Genomic DNA, 24,421 nt, shown 5'->3' on the forward strand with positions numbered 1-24,421 from the left:
CAGGACGGCACGGATGACCAAGGGGCGGACGAATGAGCACCGGCCCCGAACTGTCCTCGCTCCACAAGGCCACCGGCGCGCACGATGTCACCGCCCCGGCCGACCCCGCCGACACCTACGGCGGCCGACACGTACCCGCGTGGCTTCGGGAGACGGGCACCTGTCTTCTGACCAACCCGCAACTCGTCCTGTACGGCAATATCCGGGACAGCTATCTGGTCCCCCAGGGGGAGTCGTGGCAACTGCCCGACATCCGGGAAGCCCTGTGGTGGCTCATGAAGCCGCTGGGCTACTCGTTCCTGCTCGTGGCCGACCCCGTCGACGGACTCCATGTGCTGCCCGCGCACGACGAGGAGGTCCTCGAGAAGGTCGCCGCGCTCATCTCCGTCCCGGTCGGCAACGGACGACCGCTGAGCCTGGACGCCTTGCTGGGCGTCCTGCGCGCCGTGGCCGGCAGCCGAGACGTGCGCGCCGGGGTCATGGTGGACTACGCCTCCCGACTGGTCCGCGACGTCCGCCAGCTCTCGGCCGAGGAGCACTACTTCTTCTCCGCCTGTGAGAAGTTGTCGCACATCTCCACCCCCGTGCGCGACCGTGGGGCGACCCCGCGCTACAACCCCGTGCTGTGGGTGGCCAACAACGACCGTGACATTCCCGCCTGGTTCACCGCGGACTCCATGGCCGTGCGCCGGATCGCCATTCCCCTGCCCGACCTCGGCGACCGCAAGGCGGCGGCCGAACTGCTCTCCCAGGGCATCTCCGCCCAGCTGCTCGGCGGGGCCGAACACGACGACGTCGCCTACCAGTTCGCGGAGCAGACCGAGTCACTGACGGTACGCAGCATGATGGAGATCATCCGGCTGGCCCGCACCCGTGAAGGTGCCGTCGACTCGATCGAGTCGGCAGCCCGCTGCTACCGCGTCGGTATCTCGGACAACCCGTGGAGCAAGCCCTTCCTCAGAGAGCGGCTCAACACCGCCGCCGAGCGGATCCGGGAGCGGGTGCGCGGACAGGACGAGGCCATCGAGCAGTCCGTCGACATCATCATCCGCTCGGTCATGGGCCTGTCCGGCGCGCAGGCCGCGTCCAACGCGTCCCGCCCGCGCGGAGTGCTGTTCTTCGCCGGCCCCACCGGCGTCGGCAAGACCGAACTGGCCAAGTCGCTGACCGAGCTGATCTTCGGCGACGAGCGGGCGTACATCCGCTTCGACATGACCGAGTTCTCCGCGGAGCACTCGGCGGCCCGGCTGATCGGCGCGCCTCCCGGCTACATCGGACACGACGCCGGCGGTGAACTCACCAACTCCGTACGGGAAAGGCCCTTCAGCCTCATCCTGTTCGACGAGATCGAGAAGGCGCACCCGCAGATCCTGGACAAGTTCCTGCAGATCCTCGACGACGGCCGGCTCACCGACAGCACCGGCTCCACCGTCTACTTCTCGGAAGCCGTACTGGTCTTCACCTCGAACCTCGGCATGTCGGTGCTCGACGAGCGAGGCATGCTCGTGCAGAACGTCACGCCCGACAACACGCGTGACGAACTCGTCAGCCTCATCTCCACGGCCGTCCGCAGGCACATCGCCGAGGAACTGGACCGCCCGGAACTCCTCAACAGGCTCGGCGACAACATCGTCGTCTTCAACTTCATCCGCCCGTCCGCCGCCGAGGAGATCTTCGACCTCCTGCTCAAGCGCATCCTCGGTCTCGTCGCCAAGGAGCGCAAGGTCACCCTGACCATCGCACCCGAAGCCCGCGAGACCCTGCTGAAGGCGGCGACGGCCGACATCACCTTCGGCGGTCGCGGCATCGGATCCATCCTGGAGACGGCCCTGATCAACCCGCTGGCCCGCGCTCTGTTCGCCCAGGGGTACCAGCCCGCGGCCAAGCAGTGCATCACCGACGTGACACACGGAGCGACCGGCTGGAAGGTGACCCTGCGATGAAGCCCGAGGAACCCGTCGACCCGCTCCGTACCCGCGTCGAACGGCCCGCCGACTCCCTGCGGACCAGGCTCGAACACGACCCTTCGACCGCGACGGCTCCCGCGGACGCGCTGCGTACCCGTCTGGAATCAGCACTTCCACCGAAGACGGCCGCACCGCCGCAGGAGGAGACGCTGACGGTCCTGCCGAAGCAACTGGCCGCCCGTTTCCGGCTCCTGAGCGAACTCCCGGCCGCAGGCGCGGAGGCCAATCTGCTCCTCGTCGCCGACGACGAGAACTCCCGGGAGCTCGTCGCGAAGATCTACCGCAGGGCGGGCCGCCAGGCATCCCGCGACGTCTGGGCGAAGATACCTCAGTTGCACCACCCGCACATCGTGCGGGTCCTGGAGACCGGCGAGGCAGGACAACGGGACTACGAACTCATGGAGTACGTGCCCGGCGGCAACCTGGCCCGCTTCGTCGGCCGGCCGACCGGCGCTCCCACGGCCATGGTCACTGAAACGGTCCGGCAGATCGCCTCGGCGCTGACCGCACTGCACGAGGTCGACATCATCCACCAAGACCTCAAGCCCGAAAACGTACTGGTCCGTTTGTCCGACCCCCTCGACCTCGCGCTGTCCGACTTCGGTGTGAGCCGGGTACTGGACCAGACCCGGGCCGCCGCCACCGCAGCCGGTACCCTCGCCTATCTGGCGCCGGAGCTGCTGCTGAGCAGCGGCGGCCAGACCTCCCGGGCCAGGGACTGGTGGGCGCTGGGCATGATGGTCCGCGAACTCCTGCTCGGCCAACGCCCCTTCGAGGACATGGGGCAGCCGGCCATCGACGCCGCCGTCATGCTCCGCGACATCGACCTCGACGGAGTGGCTGACCCACGCCTGCGCCTGCTGTGCGCGGGCCTGCTCACCCGTGACCCGGAGGACAGATGGGGCGCGGCACAGGTCACGAGCTGGCTCGCCGGCGGCAGCCCCGAGGTCGCCATCCCCACCGCGATGCCCGCAACCCCCCTACGCAACAAGGCCATTCAGCCGCTGGTGCTGCTCTCGGTCCGCTACTCCGAGCCCGCGGAACTCGCCGCCGCCCTCACCCGGGCGGACGTGTGGCAGGCCGCGGCTCGCAGGTTCTTCACCGACATGGGTCCCGCTCACCAGCCGTCCGAGGGCTGGCGCACGCTGCGCAGATGGCTCAGGCAGTTCGACGAACCCGACACCTACGACGTCGAGGCCTTCCAGGAGCTGATCGACGAGGAGCTCCCCGACCCCGCGCTCGGCCCCGACGCCCGTGTGATCCGCCTCTTGCGCGTGCTCGCCCCGCAGTCCCCGCCCCAGTGTCGGGGACGGACCATCGACCGGCAGAACCTGCTCGCGATCGCCCGGCACGCCACCGCCGCACAGCGCCTCGACGACGAGTACGTGCGGCTCGTGGAAGCGCTCTGGCAGCAGCGTCTGCTACCGGAACTCGCCCGGTACGCGGGGGGATCGGCGCTGCGCGGTCTCGACGAGACCTGGCGTGCCGCCGAGACCCGCAGCCGCGAGATCCTGGCCAGGCTGTGGCCGCAGCTCCCGCCGACCGCCCAACAGGCCCTGTCCACGTCCGCCGACACCGGACAGGCGATCGCCCCCTTGCTCAGCCTGCTCCTCGGCACCGGGGACGACACCGTCCGGTTGGTGGCCCAACTGGACCAGGTGTCCGCGCGGACCGCCGCCATGGTGCCCTGGTTCGGCGCGGCCCGTCAGCAGACCGGCAACGACCCGGCCGCGCTGGCAGCAGTACGCAAACTGGTCCCCGCCGCACTCTCCGAGGCCGAGCGGACGGCCCGCGAGAACGCCGCCGCCCAGGCGGCCCACCAGGAGCGGATCGCGCGCTGGCAGCACATGGAGGCGCAACGCCTGTCGCCGGGCGCCGTGTCGGCGGCCACGAGAAGCGCGGTCGGCCCACTGGCGCTGTACGCGGGGATCATGGTCCTTCTCGCCCTGATCGGTGACGGGCTCACCCACTCGGCGGGCACCGCGGTGGCCTGCCTGTTCATCGGTCTCGCCTGCCTGGTGGTCCAGTTCTGGCTGGAGATCGGGTTCGCTCAACAGGTCGGCGCCGAGTACCAACGCGGGCACACCCTGTTCAGCCAGGCCGGCGCCGGATTCCTCCGGGCGGGCCGCCCCCGGGGCGCGGGATTCGGCTGCCTGGCGATCCTCGTCGCCCCCTGCGCCGTAAGCCTCCTCCTGGCCTTGCCGGCTCCCGTCTACGTGACGCTGCTGATCCTTCATCTGCGGTCCGTGTCCCACCGGCGGACTCTGTGGAACAACCAGTACGTCGCCGCCCACGTCAGGGTGGTGAACGGAGGATGAGCGCGGGTTCCGCGATGGGGCTTGCGGCACCGCTCGCCGTCGGTGCCGTCCTCGGTTACGCCGCCGGTGCGACCGTCTCCCTCGCCCTGTCGGCCGGACTCACCTCGGTCGGCTCGGCCCTCGAGCGACGCAGGGAGCACTGGGAGCGGGAGCGGTGCGCGGAAGCGGTGTGGGAACAGGCCGCCTCCGAGGTGCTCGCCCGCAACACCCGGATCGAGGTGACCAGGGCCGCGCTCGGCGCGTACGGCCGCTCGGCGGAGGGACTGCCGGACCCGCTGGTGCTGTTCCGGCAGAGTGTCGAGGAGTTGCAGGCCTGGTGCGCCGCCGCGGACCGGTCCCTCGCGGAGGCCGAGCAGCAGCTGCTGGCACAGGACGCACAGCGCGCGGCGGCCTGGCTGGCCTCCGGACCGCCGCCCGGCCCCCGGCCGGCCCGGGCGACACCCGGTACGCCGCCCCGGCGCAGCGCATCCATGAGGGCGCCCGCCTCGGATCGCCTGACCGCCGAACGGGAGGCCGCAGCGAGGGCGTTGAGCCGGCTGACCCCGGCGGTCCCGCACGACGAACGCCTGCAGATCACGGCCGCCGCCGCGCGCGTGAGCGCCGCCTCCTCCCCCACCGAGGCACGCAACCGACTGGACGACCTGCGGTCGCGGGTCGACGACGCACGGGCCGCGGCCGATCGGCGCATGGCCGACGCACGGACCGCCGCGGCCTTCCTCCAGGTGCTCGGACACGTCCAGGACGAGACGGCCGAGCCCCTGCGGGAGCAACTCCATGCCGTCGTCCGGGCTCAACGCCCCCTCGAACCACGGATGCGGGACGAGGCCGTGCGCTGGGCGGAGACGGTGCGCGAGGCCGCCGAACGGCACCACGTCCGGGAAGTACTGCTGAAGTCGCTGGAGGAGATGGGATACGAGCTGTGCGGGGACTTCTCGACGGTCACGGTCGAGCAGAGCGCCTTCGCCGTCACACACGCCTCCTGGCGGGAGCACGAGGTACGCATGGTCTTCGACGACACCGCGCGGGAACTGCGTGCCGTGGTGGTGCGTACCGGCGGAGCCCAGGGGATGGCGGGGCGGCGGGCCGATCGGGAACGCGAGGAGCAGTGGTGCGGCACCCTGGAAGATCTGCGGACCCGGCTGACCGGGGAGGGCGTCCAGGTCGACGTCCGCTCACAGACCGTCCCGGGCCGCCGCCCCACCCCCGTCGCACACGGCGGACGGAGCCGGAGCGAGGAGCAGTACCGCCCGGAACACGGCACGCAGACCGGGCAGTTGGGACAGTGACATGACACCGCTCGCGGTCAACCGGCTGCACTACCCCGTCAAGGTACTCGGCCACGGGGTCCGAGCCGGCATCTGGGTCCAGGGATGCACCCTGGCCTGCCCGGGATGCATGTCACGGGACACCTGGGAACGGCGCCCGGACACGGAGGTCGACGTCGAGGCCGTACTGGCCTGGATCCGCACGCTCCCCGGCCCGGTGGACGGCGTCACCGTCTCGGGCGGAGAACCCTTCCAGCAACCGAATGCCCTCGCCGAACTCCTGTCCGCGCTGCGGGAGTTCGCGACGACGGCCGAGGTGATCTGCGACCTGCTGGTGTACTCCGGCTACGCCTGGCCCCGGCTGCGCGACAGCGCCCCGTACCGCAGGGCCCTGTCTCTGTGCGACGCGGTCGTCGCCGGACCCTATGTGGAGCGCCGTAACACCGGCACCCCGCTGCGCGGGTCCGACAACCAACAGGTCGTACCCCTCACGGAGTTGGGGCGCGAGCGGTACGGCGAGGAGGCGCTGGCCGGATACCCGGCGCGCCGCGTGCAGGTGATGACGGACGGCACCGCACTGCGCGTCATCGGAATACCCCACCGGGCGGAACTCACCCGGTGGCAGGCAGCTTCCGAAGCCGGAGGCGTGAACTGGGAGAACGCCACATGGACCGCCTGATCTGCACGGCCTGCGGCGCGGAGGTGGGGGCCGACGAAGTGGTCTGCCCGGACTGCCGGGCCGTGCTCACCACCGACGGAGCGGTACGGGCCGGCACAGCCGAGTCGGCTCCGGCGCCGCCTCCGGCCGCCACCACGGTCGAGGTGGCCGAGGACCACCCTGCCTGCCCGTTCTGCCGGGTGACCGTCGACCCGGCGGACCTCGTCTGTATGGGATGCCTGCGCGAACTGCCGTCGACCGACCGGACCGGCGCACCTCGTCCTGGCTCGGCACTCCGCACGACGCTCGAACGACCGGTGACGGCAGTGCAGCTGAGCTTTGACTCCGGGGTGGTGGAGGTGCGTCCGGGACAGGAGGTCGTCCTCGGGCGAGCCCCCCAGCACACGAGCAGCGCTCCGCGCCTTGCGGGTTTCGACAACGTCTCCCGCACGCACGCGACCGTCGGCGTGACGTCCGACGGAGCGGTCTGGCTCCGTGACGAGGGCTCGGCCAACGGCACCTGGGCCGACGAGGTCCCCGTCCCGCGAGGGCAGGTCCGGCCGCTCCATGACGGCAGTGTGATCCGGCTGGCCTCGAACGTCACGGTGCGCGTCCGGCTGCGCAACGAGGCCGCACGAGGCTGAACGGGTCGTTCCCGGCCCTCGCCGCCCGGTCCGGTCGGTGCGCGGAGAGCAGTGCCAGGCAGTTCTCCCACAGGGGAACGCACCTGCCCTCCAGGCGCGACCACCGACCGGGCGACCTGCCGGGTGTCGTCGACGGTCACCTCGCCGCGCCGCCGGGCTTCGGATCACGGTCTCGACCACCTCCACGTGGGCTTCGAAGATCTGCGGATCGCGTCGACCGGGCCACACGCCGGCGTCCCTTGCCGTGGTCGTGCCCCTTGCGGCTTTCACGGAAAGGAGAAATACGGGGAATACATTTTCGATTCCGTTCGCACACTCGGTCGCTTCGCATATATGCGGAACGCGAATTCGCCCCTGCCGACTGTTCCGCCGCCGGTACAGTGACGGTGCTTTCGACCACGAAGCATCCGGGGGAAAAATCCTGTGCAAGACGTACAAGCAGCAATTCAGCGCGATGCGACCGTCGTGGTGCTCACCGCGCTGGGTGTGGAATTCAACGCGGTGGAGAGCCAGTTGGCGGGACACCGCTGGGGCCCGCGCGACGACATCGGCACCAGGTACCGGATGGGCTGGGTGGACGGCACCCCCTGGCAGGTCGCCCTCGCCGAGATCGGACCGGGGAACGACGGTGCCGCCGTCGTGGCGGCCAAGGCCGTGCAGCTGTTCGCGCCACGGCTGGTGATGTTCGTAGGGGTCGCCGGCGGCCTCAAGGACAGTGTCGCCATCGGGGACGTGGTAGTGGCCACCAAGGTGTACGCCGTACATGGCGGCAAAGAGGAGGACGGTGTCTTCCGCGCACGGCCGGAGGCTTGGAAGCTGGCTCACGACCTGGCCCAGCTGGCCATGCACACGCGCCGGGGCGACTGGGCCCGCGCACTGGGTGACGGATCCGGTGACCCCGTGCCGGAGGTCCACCTCAAGCCAGTGGCAGCCGGTGAAGTGGTGCTGAACAGTTCCGAGTCCTCGTTGCGCGACCAGTTGCGCGACCACTACGAGGACGCGGTCGCCATTGAGATGGAGAGCGCCGGGATGGCCCGGGCGGTGCAGATGTCCGGCACCTGCCCGGCCGTGACCGTCCGGGGCATCAGCGACAAGGCGGACGGCCACAAGCACGACGCCGATCGGCGTGGGGGACAAAGCACCGCCGCCCGCCGGGCCGCGGCCTTCGCGGTCGGCATGATCCGCGGGCTCGACGACCCCGACCCGGGGCAGGACGGTGCCGCGCCGGACGGCGTGGCCGCCCGAACATCCAACCCGCCCCCGGGCGGACCGCGGCCTCGGCCGCCGGGGCCGGGCGGCTGGCGGGCCGGTGAGATCGTGGACGTGGCCGGCGACGGCTACCTGCTGCAGGAGGAAGGGCTGGGGCAGGGCGTCACGCCCGACGGCACGGTCCGGGAGTTCAGCGGCCGCGCCCTGCGTGTGGGCGCCGCCGGAGCACGCGTGCGCCACCGGTTCGGCTGGCTGCGCCGCGTCGACCTCCTCGTCGGCAGCGGCGGCCGCTCCACGCACAGTGCCCTGTCGGCCCTGCGCCGAGAGAACGACCTGCTCGGTCGACTCGCCTCGCGGCCCGGGCTGCCGGTGCCCGGAGTCCACCGCACCCTGGGGCCGCGCAGCGCCCTGCTGTGCCTGCCCTGGCCTCGTGCCGACCGCCGGGCGGTCGGGCCGGCGCCCACCCTGTCCGAGGTGTACGGGCAAGCCGGGCCCTTGCCCGGAAGCCTGCTGTACCGCATCGTGGCGGCCTTGGCCGACCTGGCCGACACGCTGGAGGTCCTGCACGGCGCGGGGTTCGCCCACCGCTGCCTGGACGCATCCGCCGTCCAGGTCGTCGACGGCACAGCGCTGCGGCTGCGGGACCTCGGCCTGGCGTTCCGCCCGCCGGTGCCTGGCGAGGGGCCGCAGGAGCACCGGGCCCCCGAACAGTGGCAGGCCGGCTTCCGCTCGCACCTGCTCGGCCCGCCCACCGACGTCTATCAACTGGCCTCGCTCACCTACAGGCTGATCAGCGGGGTGGCGCCCGAAGCCGGAGCGGTCGTACCCGTGCGCGTCCACGTTCCGGCAGCACCGCCGAGCCTGGAGCGCCTGATGCGCGCCGCTCTGGACGCCGACCCCACCGCGCGCCCTACCGCGTCAGCGCTGGCCGACGGGCTCCGGCAGAGCGCGGCGGATCTGCAGGCCGAGGCCTTCCACGCTCGTACGACGGGCACCGGGCTGTCGGCCGGAGGCGCCCCGGCATGCTGATGCGCCCCGTGGACCTGCCGGGTCCCTTGGTCGTCGTCCCGGCGCACTCTCTGGACGGTGTTCTCAGCCGTCTGCGCCGGGACCACCCCGGCCTGCCCGACAGCGTCGAGGATCTGACGGCGGACTTCAGCGACCGGGGCGAGGTACCCGCCGTACTCGCCGCACGCGAGGGCCATGGCGAAGAGCCGGGGCTCCTGCTGTACGGGCGCGGCTTCTTGGCCGTGCTCGTCCCGGACGGCAGCCCCGGAACCGGCACCGCCGCCCGGTGCTATCGGATGCGCACGGTGCGACCGCTGCGCTTCAAGGACCACCATCGCCTGGCACAAGGCTGTCTGCTGCTCAGACCCGCCGGCTGGAGCGCCCGCTACACCACCGCCGCGCTACCGGACGGGGCCGACACCCATTGGGACGTCCTCACCGCTCAGTGGGAACTGCTGCGCAAGGAAGTGGCGCACGGCAAACGCGCCTCCGGTCCCGGCAAACGCGACTCCAGGCCCGGCGAACGCGCCCCGGGACAGGGCAAACGCACCTCCGCGCCCGGCGAACGCGAGCAGGCTCTGCTCCGCGAGCTCGACCGTGTCGTCGACAAAGAGTTCGCTATTCAGCGCGAGCAGACCCGCGCCATGCCGCCGTTCCCGTACCGCGCCGTCGTCCCGGCGGCCGACCGGCGCCTGACGAGTCGCTCGGTGCACACGTTCGCGCTGCACGGTCGCCGTACGCCGGCTGCCGAAGAGGTACTCCAGGTGCGCGGGCAACCGGACCTGCGAGGCCAGGTCGTGTCCGTGGACGACGCGACGGCGCGTGTCACCCTGGCCTTCGACCGTGCTGTCGACTGGCGCCATCTGCCCAAGCAGGGGGAACTGGAACGGGTCGCAAACCGCACCGCCCACACCCGTCGCACCGACGCCCTCGCCGCGCTCCGGGACGGCACCGCCCGCAATCCGCTGCTGCTGCCGGTGCTCGCCGGAACCCGGCCACCGCGCGCGGGCCACGCCCGCGCCACCCCCGTGGAGCGGCTCGACGACGGGCAGCGCGCCGCCTTCACCACCGCCGTCGCGACCCAGGACCTGTCGGTCGTCGTCGGCCCGCCGGGCACCGGCAAGACCAGGGTGGTCACCGAGGTGGTCCGGGCCGTGGCCCGCGAAGGCGGCCACTCGGGCCGCGTCCTCGTCACGGCGCACAGCAACGCGGCCGTGGACAACGTACTGAGCCGACTGCCCGAAGACCTGCTGGTCATCCGGGTGGGACACGAGGGCAGGGTCTCCGACGCGGCCCGCCCTTACCTCCTGCAGACCCGGGCCACGGCTCTGCGCCAGGGCATCCTCGACCGGGTCGAGGCCCGCCTGCGGACCCATGACGGCGGCCGGGCCGCAGACTGGGTGAAGGCCCTGGACGACGCACTGGACCGGCTGGCCTGCGCCGTCGAGAAACAGGAGGCGGCACGGACGGCTCTGCGGTCGGCCGTACGGTCCGTGGCCGGTCCGGCCCAGCGCCGTGTGGACCGCCTCGCGGCACGCCTGCGGCGGGCCCGGCGCCGGCAGGCCCGCCTCTCCCGGCGTCACGCGTTCCTGCGGCGCCACCGGGAGCGGTGGCCGGCCGCCCGCCACCACCCCGTGGCGGGCCTGCCACGTCGTGTACTGCTGCGGTGCCGGGAGTTGCTGCTGACCCGCACGGCGGCGGCGGCCTCGGCGCAGGACGGTGTGACGGCACGCGCCGATCTGGCCTGGCGCGAGGCGGAGGCGGCACTCTACGCGGCCACACGCGAGCATCCGGCGGTGCGCCGGGAGTACGCGGCCCTGCGGGAGGCCGGACGGGAGTGCCATGAGCTGCGGGAGGCCGCCTTCGAGGCGGCCGGGCACTGCCGCAGGCTGCTGGCCCCCGTCGCGGAGGGGCCACCCCTCCCGGAGCCTGCGCACGAAGGACCGGAGCCCCCCGACGACCGGCCGCTCGCGGCGTTCGCCGGCTGGGCACGTCAGGCGGCGCCGCTGCTCACCGCCCGGCGGGAGTTGCTGTCCCAGTGGCGTGACGACGTCTCGGCGGCCACCGACCAGCTGCACGCCGAACTGATCCGCTACGCCCATGTCGTCGGCGCCACCACCACGGGTTCCGCCGGGCCCGCCCTGCTCACCGGCGTGGAGTTCGACCTCGCGGTCGTCGACGAGGCCGGGCAGATCACCACTGCGGACGCGCTGGTCCCGCTGGTGCGAGCGCGACGCGGAGTGCTGGTGGGCGACCACCGGCAGCTTCCCCCGTTCCGCGACGAGGAGGTGCTGCGCTGGGCGCGGGCCCACGCCGGGCAGGAGGCCGCCGAGCTGATCGGAACCAGCGTCCTGGAACTGGCCCAGGAACGCCTGCCCCAGCATGCCGTCGCCCGTCTGTGGGAGCAGCGGCGCATGCCCAGGGAGGTGGCCGACTTCTGTTCGCAGGCCTTCTACGACGGCCGGCTCATCACCTCGGCCGGGCGCCGGACGCTGCCCTCGGGGCTGTTCCGCAGCCCCTTCGTCCTGGTCGACACCTCGGCCCTGCCGCTCGGCGACCGTGCCGAGAGCAAGCCGCCCCGGTCAGCCGCGGACGGCGCGCGGGGTTTCGTCAACACCACCGAGGCCGAGCTGCTCGCGGATCTCGCGCAGCACTACGCCGAGCGCGACGAGGAGTGGGCGGTCATCGTGCCCTATCGCGCCCAGGCCGCGCTGATCCGCTCCCTGCTGGCCTTCCCAGCCGCCGGCGGCGGTGATGTGGCCACGGTGGACTCCTTCCAGGGCGGCGAACGGGACGTCGTCCTGTACGGCTTCACCCGCAGCAACCCCAAGGGCGCTGTGGGCTTCCTCGACGAACTGCGCCGGGCCAACGTGGCCTTCACCCGGGCCAGGCGGCAGCTCGTGCTGGTCGGCGACCTGGCCACCCTCACACAGGCCCAGGACCCCGCCTTCCGCGATCTCGCCCGCGCCCTGCGCGCGCACGTCGACGAGCAGGGCCAGATCGTGCCGTACGACGAGCTCAGCGCCCGTCTGCAGCAGGGGCGGGTCCGCGGAGCGGGACGGTGAACCCGCGCCCAGCGCTGGGATTCCACCCCGCGCGGGCGGCGGAGCACGCCGCCTTCGTGCTCGGGTCCGTGCCCCTCTCGGCACACACCGTGCTGTTCCCCGTCTGGTGCGTGCAGGTGCGGGCGACGGTCACCGAGGCGCAGCCCTACCAGCTCATCGACCGCTATCTGATCCGAGGGATCGGCGAGGCCGGGCTGACCGGCTCTGCGGAGCTGGCGTCGTTCCTCGCGCTCGATCCGGCGCTCGTGCGGCAGGCGCTCGCCTTCCTGCGCGCGGTCGGCCATGTCGAGGGCGAGGACGGCAGTCTGGCCCTCACCGCGCTCGGCGAACGCTCGCGGCGGGACGGGACGCTGTACACGGTCGGTCTCGACGACCGCCGGGTGCTGCGTTTCGACGGCTGCTCGTCCGGCCCGCTGACCCAGGCCTACTACGACCGGACCGGTGCGGGTCTGACCGAAGCGGGGCAGGACGGCCGGGCATCGATACCGCTGCTGTGCCCCGAGCCGTTCCGCGCCGGGGCCGTGGCGGACCTCGTCGGCCTCGCCGACCGGGAACGCTACAACCTGCCCGCGGCCATCGAGCTCCAGGAGGTGGTCGGACGGGAGGTGGAGTACCTGCCCGCGTGCGTCGTGCCCACCGCGGGAGGGCACGACGGATCGCGGTATCTGATCTACACCCGCCCGCTGCGGGGCGAACCCGACCCCCGCCTCTCACGCGCGTTGGAGGCATCTCCCTCCTGTGTGAGCGCCCTGGCGGAGGCGCACCGAGCCGCACTGTCGGCGTTCGAGGAGGAGGCCGGCCGCTGGCTGAGCCGACGGGGCCTGGCACACCATCAGCCGCGCCGCGCCGACGGCGGTCTGTGCCGGGTCGGGCTGCCGGAGGAGGCCTTCCGGATCACGGGCGCGCTCGCGCCGCGCCCGCTGGGGTCGCTGGTGGTCCTGCCGCGCGGAGGGTTGTTCCAGATGTGGTGCGAGGACGTACGGGTGCGTCGCCGCGAGATGCTGCGCCGCGTCGAGACCTATGTGGACACTCCGCGCACACCCGAGGCGGTGCGTGCCCGGCTCGGTCTGCTGGGCGCTCAATTGGAGCCGGGACCGCTCGACGACGACACGCTGTACGCCGCGGCCCGCGCTGAAGGAAGCAGAGCACTCGCCGACCGTTTGCGCCGGATCCTGTCCGAGAGCTGACGCCGGCCGGTCGGCGGGCGGGAAGCCTTCTCGTCAACGAATGATGGCTTGGGACGGCTGATGGCGCATCGGTACCGGAAATTGAATCCCACGGTCTAGATATATCCATCCGTGCCGATCACAAATGCTCACCTGAGGTCGATTTCAATAACTGAGGTGATGAATTCAGACCGACGTGGAGCAATTTCCACACAGTGCTGCAGAAATAGGACGTGACGATCGGCCGATGAAATTAGAGTGATCGCCACACGAGCCGGCCCCCGGGGAGAGGGCGTCCACCCGGCTCACGAGGGAGGCCTCATTACCGAGGTCGTGGGGAGCACCAAGAGTGATAGCAACCATGAGCCGGTCGTTCCGGGAACCACGCGCCGTGCCGACAGCCGCCCGCCCCGCAGTACGGCGCCTGACCGCACTGCTCGCCGGAGTGGTCCTCGCCACCGCCGCACTGTCGGGGCCCATGGGGGCACCCACCGCGGCGGCCGCCTCACCGAACGGCACGGCCGCCGACAAGCCGGTCGACTATGTCGTCGCCGTCGACCAGTCCGCCAGTCTCGCACCGGGGGAGATCGACCGGGAGCGCCAGGCGGTCAACGCCATTGCCCTGGGCGAACCGTCCAGCGACTCGACGATGGAGGTGCTGGGCTTCGCCAGCGCCGAGAAGGAAGGCCAGACGGCCGTCGACAAGGTCTGCCCCACCAGGCCTCTCGACACGATCGGCCGGGAGAAGATCGCCGAGTGCGCGGCAAAGCTGCGGCGGCGCGGGGAGGGCGAAGGCGCGGGCACGGACTTCATCGAAGTGGTGCGCCAGGCGGTCGCCGACCTCAGTGCCCGGCCCGCCGGCACCCCGCGCGTGTTGTTCCTCCTCACCGACGGCATTCTCGACGTCGGCGACAGTCTGAAGTACAAGGACCTCGACGAACACAGCGCCGAGGAAGCCGCGCGCGGCGACCTCGCCGACGCCCTCGCCGCCGCCGCGGACGCCGAGGTGCAGATCTGGCCCCTCGGCTTCGGCGACGCCCGCGAGGACGCGCTGCGGAAGATGGCCGCGGCCGGCTACCAGGCCGGCTGCCGCAACGTCCCCGGAGCCCGTCCGCAAGCCCGCGTCGTACAGTCCGAGAACCTCGACGGCGAGCTGCAGAGCACGTTCGCCGCCGCCCGCTGCCTCTACCGCGAGAAGGGGGACGAGGGGCGGCCGCCCAGCGACCTGACGGTCCGTATCTCGCCGCTCGCCACCGAGGGAACCATCGTCGTCTCCAAGGGGGACGCCGCCGTCACCGCGAAGTACTACGCCCCCGACGGCCGTGAGATCAAGCCCTCGACCAGCGACCCGGACTCCACCTACACGTTCTCCGGACAGGGCCGGGCCACCGAGTCATTGCGCATCACCCGCCCCCTCGCCGGCCGTTGGACGGTCAAGCTCGACGCCCCCGAGGACCACCGCGAGCGCCTCGCCACGATCAACGTGCTCTGGCACGGGTCGGTGCGCTCGACGATCTCCCTGAGCGCATACTCCCCCGCCTCGGGAAGCCAGGTCGAGATGTACGTGCCGATCCTCACCCGCCAGGAGACCCGGCTGGACAAGCAGGACCTGAAGGGCATCAAGGTCACCGGCAGTCTCACCGGTGAGGGGATCGATCAGGCGGTGCAGATCCACCTCGCCGACGACGGCCAGGGCCCCGACGAGAGCGCCGGCGACGGGCGCTTCTCCGGCACCGTGACCGTACCGAGGACCGCCACCGGATCCCTCTCCTTCCAGTCGCGGGTCTCGGCAGTGGGCCTGACACCCGATGTGCGGACACAGCCGGCCGCCGTGTCCACGCCCAACCAGCGCCTGGAAGCCGTCCTCGCCCTCGGCTCGGCGGAACTCCACCCCGGCGACACCCACAAGGCACGCCTCACCGTCGACAACAAGGACTCCCGCGCCCACACACTGTTCCTCGCCTTCGCCGACACCAAGGGGGCCGGACTGCGCCTGGACCCCCAGCGCGTCACCGTGCCCGCCGGCACCAGCGGCCACCGCGTCACCGTCCGCCTGTCGATCGGCTCGGCCGAGCAACTCAGCTTCCCCGTCACCGCCGAGGGCAGCGCCCTCGGCGGGAAGATCCTCGTCACGGACGAGAACGGCGCCGTGCTCAGCGGGCAGCTCCTGGACACCGTGACCGTGAGCAGCAAGCCAACCGTGCCGTGGGGCCGGCTCGGATTGCTCGCCCTCGCCCTGGCCACGGCCGTGGGCGCGGTCCTCGTCCTTCGGTGGCTGCGCCGCAGGGCCTCCCGGCGCCCCCGCGGCACCCTCGTCCTCGAGGACAGCTGGGGCAGGGAACTCGCACGCCACAAGGTCACACCCGGCCGGGAGAACTGGTACCGCTTCGACATCCTCGACACGGACTCCGACAGTCCCCGCGTCCAGCGCTCGGACCTGGGCACCTGGGGCATGCGCCGCAACCCCGACGGCGGCGCCGACATCCGCATGCCCGACGGGGCCGTCGAGGAGAACCTGGCTCCCGGTCAGGGGCTGCGCATCGGTGACGACCTCGTCCTCAAGGCCGTCGACGACGACACCACGTCGCCCGATTCCCCCGAGCTGTGGACCCCGTACGCGGCCGAGGCACAGCACCCCGAACTCTGACACCACCACCTCGGCCGCCGCACGGCACGGCGCACTCCGCCCGTGCCCGGCGGCCCGTATCGACCACCACGGACCGGGCCCGCATTCGGCCCGGCGGGCGGAAGGCCACAGCATGAAGATCAACCAGCCGATGCTCTTCGTCGGCCTAGGCGGAACCGGAGGTCTGGTCGGCTCCGAGCTGGAGCGGCGGCTGCGCGCGCAGCTGTGCGGGCCGGACGGCACGGCCCTCAACAGCGTTGGTATCACCCAGCGCTATCAGCTGCCGGAATGCCTGCAGTTCGTCTACGCCGACTACAGCGAGGCCGAACTCGCCCGGCTGCCCCATCTCAGCGTGGAACCTTCGCTGCAGGCGGCCTACGGACGCACCGCGCGCGCCACCCACGACCTGCTGCCCGGCTACGACAGCTCACCCAGCGTCACCCGCGAACTGCGGGCGGCCCTGCCCCGCGAGACCCACCACTGGCTGCCGCCCCGCGGCGCCGAACCCAAGATCACCCCGCTGCGCAATGGTGCCGGCGCGCTGCCCACGGTCGGACGCGCGGCACTCTACGGCACCCTCCTGCGGGACGATCTGACCCCCGTCATGGGGCCGTTGCAGCAGGCCATCGATATCATCGGCCGCTCCGGAGGCGAGCTGAGCCGGCTCGGCGGCGGCCCCATCACCGGCTGCGACGTCTTCGTCGCCTTCTCGGTCGCCGGCGGCACCGGAACCGGCATCTTCCTCGACTACCTGCACTTCATCGGGCAGGCCTTCAAGGAGAAGAACTTCTCGGGCGTTCGCATCTATCCGCTCGTCGTGATGCCCTCGGCCTTCCCCCTGGCCAAGGGCGGCGGCCGGGACGCCGAACTCAACGCGGCCCGGGCCGTGGTGGACCTCTTCCGGCTGGTCGACGAACAGAACGTCCCGACGGCCGACGACGTCATCGGGGACATCGACCACGCCTCGACCACGACCATCCACTACCCGCACGACCGCATCATCCGGCTCGACGCCGGCGTGATGCCGACCGCCTTCCTCTTCAGCAGGACAGCGGGCATCCGACCGGACGATCTGCGCCGCTCCATGGTCTCCCTGATCATGTCGCTCATCGGCGCCGAACTCGGCGACGCCCCGCACCGCGACGACGAACACCAGACCTTCGCCTCCAGCTTCATCAACAGCGACGCCAAGCGCCGTATCCGCGCCAAGTCGGGCATCGGCCACCGCGGCGTGTCCACCGCTCTGGTCGCTTCCATGACCGTTCCGCTCGAACCGCTGGCCGACCTGGTCTCCGCACGACTGCTCGCGCAAGGCGTCGGCCGCCTTGCCGACTCCTCCGCCCAGCCCAGTCACGAGTACGCCGGCACCGTGCGCCGGATGTTCGCCGACGCGGGCCTGGAGGAGCTGTGGAACCGCGAGTCACTGCCCCTGCCCGAGCCGCGCACGGTGCCCCGCGGCGGCCCCGCCATCGAAAAGGAACTGCGCACCCGCGCCACCGACATGCAGGCGCATCTGGAGGACCTGCGACGCCGGGTGGCACGCCGAGCGCCCGTCCTCGCCGAGCAGTTCTCCCCACAGACCGCCCTGGAGCGGGCCCTGCGCACCATGGACCCCTTCCAAGTCGAACGCATCGTCAGGGGCGTCCCCGGGGACGCGGACCCGGTCACCCGCAACGGTGTGCTGGGCATGTTGGAGAACCGCAGCCGCGAACCCGCCGGGGACCGTGCCGTGCAGCCCCCCGGCGTCCCGCGGATCAAGGACGGTCTGGCCGGGCCGCTGTCCCGCAGGCAGTGGGGCGACCCCGAAGTGGTGCGCGTCCGCGAGGCACAGGACCAGTGGTACGCCATGCGCGCCAAGGTCATCTGGCACGAGGCCTGGCGCCGGGAAGAACAGCGCTGGCGCCCCAAGGCCTCGGCGCTCGTCGCCGAGATCACCCAGTTGGTCGAGACCTTCCACAAGCACAAGGAGGAGGAACCTCGCTCGTACAAGGAGCAATTGCTTGAGCTGTACGACGACCGCACCGGCGTCTCCTACCTCCTGCCGCCCCAGAACAGCCTCACCGACTTCTACGACGACGTGCGCGAGCGTCTGACCAAGCGGGAGAACCTCAGGGACACCGACGACGAGGCCGCCCTGGTGCACTCCATGGTCGGCAGCGACCAGTGGCAGGCGGCCCGTCTCATCGGCCGCCGCAACGCCGACGCGGCCATCGCCCCGGTGAAGGCGGCGATCGAGCAGCGCATCAAGGAACTCTTCGCCGAGAGCGGCGTCCGCCACGACGAGCGTCCTCTCCTGCCGTCGATGGCGATGCTGTTGGAGGCGGCGGCGGGCGTCGGCAGCGCCGCGGACGAGGTCGGCAAGACCGCTCTCGACCAGTTCCGCTTCAAGATCGCCGGGCTCATCCCGCACGGCTTCGTGCCCGAAGGCGGCGGCCCGCTGAAGGTGCTGGTCGTCTACCCCCGCTCCCAGGCCAAGGACACCGTCGAGGACTACCTGCGCAAGCACCTGTCGCTGCCCCGCGGCACTCTTGAGTTCAACGGCGTGGAGACGGACTCCATCACGGTGGTCCTCTTCCGCCGGGAGATGAGCCTCACCGAGGTGCCGGAGGTCCGCAAGGTGCTCCTGCGATGGGCCAAGGCGAAAGCGGGCGAGGACGCCTCGGACTACCTGGACTGGCGTCAGCGCCTCGGGTACGGCGGCGAGTGGCTGGCCAGCACCCCGGAAGACCGCAGGGAGATCCTGCACCGCCTGCTGTGCGCTCTGTGGAAGGGCCAGGTCGAGGTTGTCGAGGGCGACGACGACAACCCTCGCAAGGTCCTCGTGCGCCTCTACGAAGGCGAGGGCGAGAATCTGCCCGGCATCGAACTGCGGCTCGGTGAGCAGTCCCGGCACGGCATCTCCGGCTGGGCGCGGCTGCTGCACGCCTACGAACAGGTGGCCCTGCTCGACGAGGGCGAGATCGTGGAGACGTACTGCAAGGCCCTGATGGAAGGCAGCTACGCCGGACTGACCACCTCCGGGATGCCGCCGCACCCGCTGTACGTACACCTGGTGGAGTCCCTGGCACCGCGTCAGGTGCAGATCATCCGCGAGCGGCTGGCACGTTCCAGCGGCCCCTCGACGGAGTGGGCCGCCTCACCGCTGGAGTTCTGGACCGAACTGCTTCCGGCCGCCCTGGACACTCCGTTCGCCGACAAGAACGCTCTGGCGCCGACCCTGCGCTCGCTGCGCGAGGTACTGCTCGACCTGGACGAGGAGGACGGGGAACAGCGTCGCGGAGCGGCGGGCGGTCCCAGCACCCGTGACGGGCGGCCGCCCCGCGCACCGGACATGACGCCGCCCGCGCAGCACACGTTCGAACAGGGCCCGCCCTCCGACCGCGCACGCAACGGCACCCCCAGACCGCGGACCGATCCCGCTCACACCCCGGACGAACCCGGACCCTCCTGGTCCGGCACCGAGCACTCCGAACAACTCGGCGCCCAGAACGCCGCCGCCTTCCCCTGGGACCTCCGCGACCACGGCAGCGGCGCCCACCCGCACACTCGCGGCCCGGACGGCGAACCACGGGACCCGGGCGCCGACCTGCCGTTGCCGCCCTTCACACCGCCCTACGGCACGGACGGTGCCGGCCCGGACGGCTGGCCCGGCGACGAGCCCGACGCCCCATGGCACAGCCCGAGCCCGGGCCCCCTCGGGGACTACTCCGCAGACGGCCCCCGCCGCGCCTCCGGCGAATCCGGTGACCCCTGGAAGGACGTGGAGTGAACCGCCCGGAGCACACCCTCACCCAGGACGACTCCCCCACCGGTCCCTTGATCGTCCTCGACCTGCGACCGGGCGCGGAGGACCTGTTCACCCGCGAAGGGCTGCGCACGGCCGTCAACCGGCAGTTACGGGCCGCCGCACGGCCAGAACCCGCGAGCGGGCACTACCGCTTCCTGCTCATCGACACCCCGGACGGCCTCGAAGCACGCCAGAGCGTGTACGAACAGGCCCTCGGCTACGGCAAGAAGGCCTCGGTCCTCGCCCTCGCGGTCGGCGCGCTGCCCGACGCACAGCAGCAGGGCGACCCGCGGCCCGTCGACGCCTGGGATCCCCTGGCGGTGCTGGGCGACGAGCCTGAGCCCAGCCCGTCCTCGGAGCTCGGGCCGAAGCTCACCCGGCCGGCCGCACTGCAGAACCAGGACAGCGGTCTGCTGTGGGTGGGCGATCTGCGCGCCGCCCGGATCGCGGACGATCCCCAGGTCGCCGCCGACGACCCCGGTGCGCTCGCCGTGCTCGTCGACGTCCTGAGCGGCCTGTTCGACACGGTCCTCGCGGCCCTGTCCGGTCTCGACGAGTCGGCCGCCGTACCCGCGGTCCTCTTCCTGGAGCACGACCTGTCACCGGCGGCCCGCACCCGGGCCTGGGCCCAGGCGCTGCAACGTCTCGCCGGCTCCGCCGACCTCACCGGCGCACCAGCGCGCCCGGAGCTTCCGGCCCCTGTGGAGGCACTGCTGACCGGGCAGGGCGGCGACGCCGACCGCCCCAAGTGCGTGCCCGGCGGCAGACTCGACGCCTCCCGCCGACGCTGCGCCGAGACGATCGCCGCCCTGAGCGCCGCCCGTCTTGGGCTGCGCGGGCCCGGCGGGCTGCTGGAGGCGGCCGGGGGACGCAGGGCGGCGAGCGCCGTGGAGGACGCCGCAGCGGCACTGCGGCACCACCGTGCCCAGGTCATCGAGGCGCTCCAGCACGACACACCGCAGGACGCGGCCGCCGGCACCCCGTCCGGACCCGACGTGGTGATGCCCGAGTACAGCGGCAGCCGCGAGGAGCTCCGAGGTGCGCTGCGCGCCATGGCGGAGAGTCTGCTGGAGCGCGGCACCGCGCTGCGGGACGTGTCGGCCCGTCTGGTGGCGTTGTCGGAAGAGGTCGTTCCCGCCTCCGGTGCCGAACTGCTGACCGAGGCCGAACTGCGGGTACCGCAGGAGCGGTTCGCCCGGATCTCACCTCGGCGCCCCTTCGTCGTCCGGGCGTCCGCGTCCCGCACCGCGCCCCTGGCCTTCGGTGCCGGGCTCTTCTCCGCTCTCGCACCCTGGCCCGCCACACTCGGCGCGCTGACGGTCCTGCTGGTCGCCGTCGGAGGATGCGTGCGCGCCGGGCTGCACAGCCCCGGCGGCGCGGGCCGCAATCCGCTGCCCGCCGCCCTGGTCGTCGTGGGCGCGCTGGTCCCGGGCGCCGCGGCCGGAGCGCTGCTGGCCAGGGCTCAGCCGCTGCCGGCCTGGGCACCGCTCCTGGGCCTCGGCGGGGCGCTCGCCCTGGCCTGTCTCCTCGTGCTGGGCTGCTGGCGCGAGGCGGTCGACGACTGGTGGCGGCGGACCGGCGCCCCCGACGCCGCCGCCCTTCTCAAGGACTTGGACCAGTTGCTGACCGACGGTGCGCGCCGGCGCTGGTGGGCGGCCGAGCACCGCACCTACGCGGCCGACCTGGCGCGCACCACGGCCGGGGCCCTGCGGGCCGCGGCAGAGACCGCCGAGAACTTCGCCGAGCAGACCGGTGCCCCGCAGGCCATGCACGCGCCGGACGACGGGTGGCAGCACACCTTCACGCCCGATGTGCCGGGCCCGGTGAACGGCGGCTGGACCACCGGGGAGGACGGGCAGGACACGGACTCTCCCCCCGGTCCGCGCTGGCTCGGCAGGGAGGCCGGGGACGGTGGCCCCGCCCTGGTGGACACCCTGCGGGACGATCTCGGCGCTGCCGTCCTCGCCGCGCTGGAGCCCCACTGGGCAAGCGTGCAGCGCGGCCAGGGCGCGGCCGCCCCGTCCGCCACGGTGGACACCGCGGTGCGCGGCATCTTCACCACCGCACGCCGACACCTGGACCGGCACGGTGTGATCGCACCGCCGCCGTTCGCCCGGCGGCGCGAAAGGCCCGACGCCACCGAGGCGCTCCTCGGCATCGCTCCGCGCCGCCCCCTCGACGACCCCACCGACGCGCCGGGCCCCGAGCCTGTCGAACTCGTCACCGACGAACAGTCCGCGCTGCTGAGCAAGGACCCGTCGCGCGTGCGGCAGATCAGGTTCGCGCCGCACACCACGGCCACGCGAACGGACGCCGGCACGGGCGCGGCGCACAAGGAGCAGGGGCCCACGGCACTCGTCACCTTCCCCGGACGCTACAGCGGCACGCTCCGGCTCATGCCACTGCGTCACGGCGTCATCAAGAGCATCCGCCAATACGCCGACGCGACGGACGACCGTCCGGACGGCCACGAGTTCCGCACAGAAGACGCCGGCGGCAGGCCGCGGCGCCAGGAGGACGACGCCACACCATGGTGACCAACCACAGCACAGGACAGACGGGGCCGGGCGATCTCGACGGCACACCGGTCCGGCTGACCTTCATCAGCCCCCAGGGCACCCGCCAGACCGTGCCCTCGCGCATCCGCAGGGAGCGGCGCAGAACGACCCCTCCCCCGCTCGCGGCGCACGACGTCCTGCTCGGCGGCAGCGTGCGGGCGGTCCGGCTCAGCTGCGCCGCCGCCGTCGGCCCGGACGCCGAGGGCCCACGGAAGCTGGAGGCCGAGATCCGCGCCGCGCTGTGCCTGCACCGGGCCTTCCACGGCAGCGCCTACCAGAGCCTGTTCCCCTCCCTGGTGGGCTACGACATGGACGCCGAGGAGCCGTTCGTGCTCTACCAGGCACCGAGAGGAGACGCGGCCGCCCAGCTGTCGTACGGCATCTCCACCACCGAGCAGCGCACCATCGAACGCGATCTCGTCCTGGCCGTCCGTCTGATGGAGGGCCTCGGCCTGGTCCACCGGGGTCTGGTGCCCGCGGCGGTGCGCTGGGACGGCAAGCGGGCGCAGCTGTGGGACCTCGGCGCCGTGGCCCGGATCGGATCCCGGCGGGTTCCGACCGGCGCGCCGCCGTACGCCGCGCCCGAGCAGCGCCACGGAGTGGGCCGCACCGACGCGCGCGACGCCCTGTGGAGCGTGGCCCAGATCGTCTACCAGCTGGCGACAGGCCAGCAGGGAGACCCGGAGGGGCCGCCCCGCGACCTGGCCTCCTACCGGTCACTGGAACGGCCGCTCGGAGCCGCCTTCGCGGCCCTGGCCGAGGACCGTCCCGCCCCCGCCGAGGTGCTCGCCCTGCTCATGCCCGGGCCGGACCCGGCGGCCCTGGTCGAGGCTCGGCCCGACCCGCTCCAGCCCCACCGGCAGGACTACGACCGGGCGATGGAACAAAAGCGCCGGGCCGCGGGACTGGGCCCCTACGGCTTCGGTCACGGCGTCGAGTCGCCCACCGCGGGCACCGCCCGCACGGCCGCACCGCCCGGGGAGGCCCGCGGCAGGAGACGAGCCTGGTTCGGCGGACCCGCCGGCGGCCGCGACGTGAGGGGACAGTGATGGCGCAGTCGACCACACCGCCGGAGCCGGGACAGATTCTGTGTCCTTACTGCCTGGAGACCGTACGGTACGACGAGGCACGGCTGTTCCGGCGCTCGGAGAAGACCCTCCAGTACGAGCGGCTGGACCCCTCCGAGCTCACCAATCCGCTGCGCCGGGCCGACATCCTGCGCGCCGCTTTCCAGAGCTGCGCGGGGGACGGCACGTCGGAGGCGCACTTCATTCCCGTGCCCTATCTGACGAACGGCCGGCCTCTGACCGTGGCGATGATCGGCGCGTCCGGCAGCGGCAAGAGCCATCTGCTCACCCAGATGGTCGCCGAGGTCATCGACGGGGGCCTGGAGCCCTACGGGATGCGCTGGCAGTCGGTGAACCCCGCGGACCATTCCCAGTTCGTCCGTGACCGCGTGGCCCGGCTGCGTCAGGGACGGCAATTGGAGGCCACGGGCCAGACGTCGTTCGCCGAGTTCGTCGAGGCGCTGCTGCTGACGGGCGCGGACGGCCAGGTACGTCCAGTGGCCTTCTTCGACCTCGGCGGGGAGGATCTGCTGCGCACGGACAGCCTGCTGCGTTTCCTGCTCGGCGTGGACGCCCTCATCTTCGTCGTGGACCCGCTGCTGGCGCTGCGCATGCCCCAGCTCGACGAGCCCCGCAGGCAGGCCCAGCTCGACCTCACCGGTAACGACCCCGCGTTCGAGACGGTGCTGGACCGGCTGCCCCGCAACGGCGGCTACCTCGATGTCCCCTCCGCCCTCGTGGTGGGGAAGGCGGATCTGCTGCGCTTCGAGCCACCGGTGGACCGCTGGCTGGCGGACGACACCTCGCGCACGGTGTTCGACCCGCGTCTGCTGCAGGAGGAGAGCCGCGATGCCTACGCCTTCCTGTGCCGCCACGCCGCCCCAGGCTGGCTGCGGCCTTTCGACAGCGCCCTGCGCTGCACCCTGCACTTCGCCTCCTCGACCGGTGGCAGCGCCCGCGACAGCAGATTCCCGCACGGGGTGCGCTCGCGACGGGTGCTGGGGCCGCTCGTGTCCGTGCTCGCCATGTGCGGCTTGCTCGCCAAGGACGCCACGCCGTCCTCCGCGGCGGCAGGAGGCTGAT

13 protein-coding genes are annotated in these 24,421 nt (G+C 72.3%); all 13 read left to right on the forward strand.

Translation table 11 applies throughout. The features are described 5' to 3' along the window. Nucleotides 1-32: 32 nt before the first annotated feature. The 13 genes from ACWC09_RS25725 (at nucleotide 33) to ACWC09_RS25785 (ending at nucleotide 24,420) form a co-directional block, all read left to right on the forward strand. Nucleotides 33-1,943 carry an AAA family ATPase gene (locus ACWC09_RS25725; protein ID WP_450852951.1) on the forward strand — a complete coding sequence of 637 codons (1,911 nt, stop codon included), beginning with the start codon at nucleotides 33-35 and terminating at the stop codon, nucleotides 1,941-1,943. Then, nucleotides 1,940-4,285: a serine/threonine-protein kinase gene (locus ACWC09_RS25730; protein ID WP_450852952.1), complete on the forward strand. Its 2,346-nt coding sequence runs from the start codon at nucleotides 1,940-1,942 to the stop codon at nucleotides 4,283-4,285. The genes ACWC09_RS25725 and ACWC09_RS25730 overlap by 4 nt, the downstream gene beginning before the upstream one ends. Then, on the forward strand, nucleotides 4,282-5,571 hold the full coding sequence (locus tag ACWC09_RS25735) for a hypothetical protein (RefSeq protein WP_450852953.1): 1,290 nt from the start codon (nucleotides 4,282-4,284) through the stop codon (nucleotides 5,569-5,571). Before ACWC09_RS25730 ends, ACWC09_RS25735 begins: the two co-directional genes overlap by 4 nt. Nucleotide 5,572: 1 nt before the next feature. Beyond that, nucleotides 5,573-6,229: a 4Fe-4S single cluster domain-containing protein gene (locus tag ACWC09_RS25740; RefSeq protein ID WP_450852954.1), complete on the forward strand. Its 657-nt coding sequence runs from the start codon at nucleotides 5,573-5,575 to the stop codon at nucleotides 6,227-6,229. Further along, entirely contained in the window at nucleotides 6,217-6,852 is a 636-nt protein-coding gene (locus ACWC09_RS25745; RefSeq protein WP_450852955.1) for an FHA domain-containing protein, read from the forward strand. The genes ACWC09_RS25740 and ACWC09_RS25745 overlap by 13 nt, the downstream gene beginning before the upstream one ends. 465 nt (nucleotides 6,853-7,317) lie before the next feature. Next, nucleotides 7,318-9,090, forward strand: coding sequence for a phosphorylase family protein (locus ACWC09_RS25750; RefSeq protein WP_450852956.1), 1,773 nt, complete (start codon nucleotides 7,318-7,320; stop codon nucleotides 9,088-9,090). Then, nucleotides 9,084-12,134 carry a DEAD/DEAH box helicase gene (locus tag ACWC09_RS25755; protein ID WP_450852957.1) on the forward strand — a complete coding sequence of 1,017 codons (3,051 nt, stop codon included), beginning with the start codon at nucleotides 9,084-9,086 and terminating at the stop codon, nucleotides 12,132-12,134. Before ACWC09_RS25750 ends, ACWC09_RS25755 begins: the two co-directional genes overlap by 7 nt. Continuing rightward, nucleotides 12,131-13,321 carry a hypothetical protein gene (locus tag ACWC09_RS25760; RefSeq protein WP_450852958.1) on the forward strand — a complete coding sequence of 397 codons (1,191 nt, stop codon included), beginning with the start codon at nucleotides 12,131-12,133 and terminating at the stop codon, nucleotides 13,319-13,321. Before ACWC09_RS25755 ends, ACWC09_RS25760 begins: the two co-directional genes overlap by 4 nt. A gap of 340 nt (nucleotides 13,322-13,661) precedes the next feature. Then, nucleotides 13,662-15,947 carry a vWA domain-containing protein gene (locus ACWC09_RS25765; RefSeq protein WP_450852959.1) on the forward strand — a complete coding sequence of 762 codons (2,286 nt, stop codon included), beginning with the start codon at nucleotides 13,662-13,664 and terminating at the stop codon, nucleotides 15,945-15,947. A 112-nt stretch (nucleotides 15,948-16,059) separates the two neighbouring features. Next, nucleotides 16,060-19,695 carry a tubulin-like doman-containing protein gene (locus ACWC09_RS25770; RefSeq protein WP_450852960.1) on the forward strand — a complete coding sequence of 1,212 codons (3,636 nt, stop codon included), beginning with the start codon at nucleotides 16,060-16,062 and terminating at the stop codon, nucleotides 19,693-19,695. Beyond that, nucleotides 19,692-22,250 (forward strand): hypothetical protein, encoded by a 2,559-nt coding sequence (locus ACWC09_RS25775; protein WP_450852961.1) that lies wholly within the window; start codon nucleotides 19,692-19,694, stop codon nucleotides 22,248-22,250. The genes ACWC09_RS25770 and ACWC09_RS25775 overlap by 4 nt, the downstream gene beginning before the upstream one ends. Then, the gene (locus ACWC09_RS25780; protein WP_450852962.1) at nucleotides 22,244-23,320 is read left to right on the forward strand and encodes a hypothetical protein; all 1,077 of its coding nucleotides are present in this window, start codon (nucleotides 22,244-22,246) and stop codon (nucleotides 23,318-23,320) included. Before ACWC09_RS25775 ends, ACWC09_RS25780 begins: the two co-directional genes overlap by 7 nt. Next, nucleotides 23,320-24,420 carry a hypothetical protein gene (locus tag ACWC09_RS25785; protein ID WP_450852963.1) on the forward strand — a complete coding sequence of 367 codons (1,101 nt, stop codon included), beginning with the start codon at nucleotides 23,320-23,322 and terminating at the stop codon, nucleotides 24,418-24,420. Before ACWC09_RS25780 ends, ACWC09_RS25785 begins: the two co-directional genes overlap by 1 nt. Nucleotide 24,421 lies beyond the last annotated feature (1 nt).

This window comes from Streptomyces sp. NPDC001617 (genome assembly GCF_053596855.1).

What these genes read in the sequence shown, in the direction of transcription:
- ACWC09_RS25735 (WP_450852953.1), top strand. Translation starts at nt 4,282, where the DNA reads ATGAGCGCGGGTTCCGCGATGGGGCTTGCGGCACCGCTCGCCGTCGGT.
- ACWC09_RS25780 (WP_450852962.1), top strand. Translation starts at nt 22,244, where the DNA reads ATGGTGACCAACCACAGCACAGGACAGACGGGGCCGGGCGATCTCGAC.
- ACWC09_RS25725 (WP_450852951.1), top strand. Translation starts at nt 33, where the DNA reads ATGAGCACCGGCCCCGAACTGTCCTCGCTCCACAAGGCCACCGGCGCG.
- ACWC09_RS25785 (WP_450852963.1), top strand. Translation starts at nt 23,320, where the DNA reads ATGGCGCAGTCGACCACACCGCCGGAGCCGGGACAGATTCTGTGTCCT.
- ACWC09_RS25730 (WP_450852952.1), top strand. Translation starts at nt 1,940, where the DNA reads ATGAAGCCCGAGGAACCCGTCGACCCGCTCCGTACCCGCGTCGAACGG.
- ACWC09_RS25745 (WP_450852955.1), top strand. Translation starts at nt 6,217, where the DNA reads ATGGACCGCCTGATCTGCACGGCCTGCGGCGCGGAGGTGGGGGCCGAC.
- ACWC09_RS25740 (WP_450852954.1), top strand. Translation starts at nt 5,573, where the DNA reads ATGACACCGCTCGCGGTCAACCGGCTGCACTACCCCGTCAAGGTACTC.
- ACWC09_RS25765 (WP_450852959.1), top strand. Translation starts at nt 13,662, where the DNA reads ATGAGCCGGTCGTTCCGGGAACCACGCGCCGTGCCGACAGCCGCCCGC.
- ACWC09_RS25770 (WP_450852960.1), top strand. Translation starts at nt 16,060, where the DNA reads ATGAAGATCAACCAGCCGATGCTCTTCGTCGGCCTAGGCGGAACCGGA.
- ACWC09_RS25755 (WP_450852957.1), top strand. Translation starts at nt 9,084, where the DNA reads ATGCTGATGCGCCCCGTGGACCTGCCGGGTCCCTTGGTCGTCGTCCCG.